Source organism: Moorena sp. SIO4E2 (assembly GCF_010671945.1).
GTDB lineage: Bacteria > Cyanobacteriota > Cyanobacteriia > Cyanobacteriales > Coleofasciculaceae > Moorena > Moorena producens.
In genome coordinates this window covers 1-2823 of sequence record NZ_JAAHIE010000786.1, presented here as the reverse complement: position 1 = coordinate 2823, position 2823 = coordinate 1, and the positions used below count along the sequence as shown (strand labels likewise).

The window sequence follows — 2823 nt, the reverse complement described above, 5'->3', positions numbered from 1 at the left end:
ATGGTAAAAATATTCGGCATTTCTGACATGCTCCCCCTATTACCTATTACCCATTACCTATTACCCATTACCTATTACCCATTACCCAGATAAGCGTACAAATGTTAGGCATTTGTGACATGCTCCCGTCCTAATCTTAGAGGTTGTCTGAGAAGTTTCATTTGTTACATCCAAGCCCCCTAAATCCCCCGAGCGAGCAATCCCTCGCTCGGGGTACTTTTAGAAGCAAATTGACTCTTCCCCCAAAGTTGGGGGGCTAGGGGGGCAAAATTCAGTATAAAAAAACTTTTCAGATATCCTCTTAATGCGTAGTGCTATATCTGGGAATAGTTGTCCTATTGATAGCAGCTCTTAGGGAAAGGCAAAGGGATGTTTGTCAATAAAAAACTGTATTTTTTGTTACAGAAAAACTAAACTATATATGAATTTTAAAAGACTTCAGATAAAAGTTAAGAAATGTCAAAAAGTGAACCATAGGATGAAAATTATGTATACACTAATAAATGTCTGCTAAACGAGCAGATGGTAAATCTTACTGCCCATCAGGGGCACAAAGGAGCAATATTATGTCAACTGCTACCCTAGAAAAGGTACTGCACCAGGCATCTATTGACGCTGAGTTCCGTAGCGAAGTTCAAAATAACCCAGAAGCTTTTGGACTATCAGCTACTACTTCCCTGCCTGAATCTGTTGAGAAGGAAGATCATGCTTTCATCGAGTTGTTAAATGCTTCCTTAGGGGAGTTTGATATTGTTGCTCAGGATTGTGAATCCACCTGCAGCTTCGGTATTGTAACCCTCATTTGTGATGGAACAACCAAAAGCTAGTGATGGAACGACCAAGTAGGTTGTGACCGTTTCTAATCCAATAGGCTAGGTACCTGTCTAGGAGCTGGCATGACATCGGATTTTTTAAGATTTAGATGTGATGCCAGCCCCCGTTGTTAACTGTTTATTAGTATTGCTTGGTAACTGTTGGGGTTATGGTTGACGATTCTGTGCTGGAGGAACTGGCTTGCCGAGCTAGTAATTTGGCTGAGCGAACTCTCATTGTTGAACGACTGGCTAAAGGCCAGGGTAAAGCTAGGTGTACCAACGAGCTTGAACCGTTGGATAGCTGGAACATCAAAAAACTAACTGGCAAGTTGGCTGTGCAGTTGCTTAAGGATTCCTATGAGCAACAAGGAAAAGTCAGTCAATCGATTATTGAAGACCTACGAAAACTATTAACGGACTATAAATTATACGAACGAAACTGGGGGGAATTGTCGGAAGCAGACCGATTGGAGTTCGTAAAACCTCACCGTCAGTGGCTAGAAACCTACCGCGCTGCGATCGCGACCTTGGATTTACCAAAAGGGGATTTTGTAGGGAGTTCCTGGTACGAACCCGATATCTACCACGGTAAATTGGCGATAGCCTGCGAACCCTTTCTACGGCTGTTGCACCAGAGATTGCAACCTTTATGTGATCAGCTTCAGGTGATCTCAAAGCAAGTCGTCAGTGACCTTCAAATTAACCTGCTTAATCGCTTTGAGCTGGCCTTAACCTGGACGGTTGAAGCCAATATTAATGTCTATTGTCTTCAGAATAAGATCGCCAAATCAGCCGATGATCCAGAGGCTTATCTGGCCTACCTGGAACAGACGTTTCAAGACGGTTGGAGTTATCACCGCTTTTATTTTCAGTTTCCTGTACTAGCACGTTGGTTGGCTCAGGTAACTGGTTTCTTGTGTGATTTTGGTGAGGAAGTGATTCAGCGTTTGGCTAGGGATCGCGAGCAAATCAGCGGGAGGTTCTTCTCGGGGAAACCCATAACCCAAGTCAAATCCTTTAAGTTAGGCAACTCGGATTACCATGCTGGCGGCAAGAGCGTAGTGATCGTGGAACTGGAGCTGATTAACTCTGAGCCAGCAACAATTGTTTATAAGCCTCGCTGTATTCAATCTGAAGCAGCGATGCAAGGGCTGCTAGAAACCTTGACTAGGGATAAGGTGGTTGAGTTTGCCAGCTATGGAGTGCTCTGTCGAGATGGCTATGGTTATGCAGAGTTTATTGCTTCTGGTAAAAACCATGTCCAAAGTCAAGCTTCTGCTGAGGGATTTTATCAGCAACTAGGGGGATTTCTCAGCATTTTCTACATCCTAGGGGGATGCGATCTGCATTTTGAAAACGTCCTAGTTGCTGATGGGAATGGGTTTATTTGCGACTGCGAAACGGTTTTGGAAGTGTTGCCCCTTGGCATAGACAAAATGCCCGGTACAGTACTCGATTCAGTTTTCAAGACGGGTTTGCTGGAATGGCCAGACCCGGGGGATAAAAATGAAATGAAATTGAGCGGGTCTAGGGGCGGCGACTCCTACGAAGTACCCCATCAAGTTCCTAAAGTGAACAAGGGCCGGATGTCATTAGCCCTGGGTGTTGAATATCAATCGGGAATTCGGGTCGAATTCGAAGCAACCAATCGCATCTATTACCAAGGTCAGCTCGTACAGCCACAGGAGTACAAAGATGCCATTGTTGAGGGATTTAACCGAGTTTATAACTGGTTTCGAGAAAACCCCACTAAAGCCGCAACCTCCCTCCAAGACTTATTTTCTCCCTCATCAGTGCGCTTCATTAATTGGGGAACCCAAGCCTATGGCAAGTTGCTCCTTGCTGCTCGCCATCCCAAATGTCTTGCCGAACCCCTAGAAGTGGATTTGCTGTTCAACACCTTAAAAGAGCATCAACGAAAGTGGGACAATCAAGGGAAACTGGCTGAGCTAGAACTAGCATCCCTGTGGCAATTGGATATCCCCATCTTCTCAGCTAAGGCAACTGG

2 protein-coding genes are annotated in these 2823 nt (G+C 44.8%); both read left to right on the top strand.

What is annotated here, in order from left to right; genetic code table 11:
* Positions 1 to 566 precede the first annotated feature (566 nt).
* Positions 567 to 827 carry a cinnamycin family lantibiotic gene (locus F6K37_RS37190; RefSeq protein WP_044491894.1) on the top strand — a complete coding sequence of 87 codons (261 nt, stop codon included), beginning with the start codon at positions 567 to 569 and terminating at the stop codon, positions 825 to 827.
* Positions 828 to 982: 155 nt separating this feature from the next.
* Positions 983 to 2823, top strand: a 1841-nt coding sequence (locus tag F6K37_RS37185; protein ID WP_287256010.1) for a DUF4135 domain-containing protein, incomplete at its 3' end; no start/stop codon positions are given.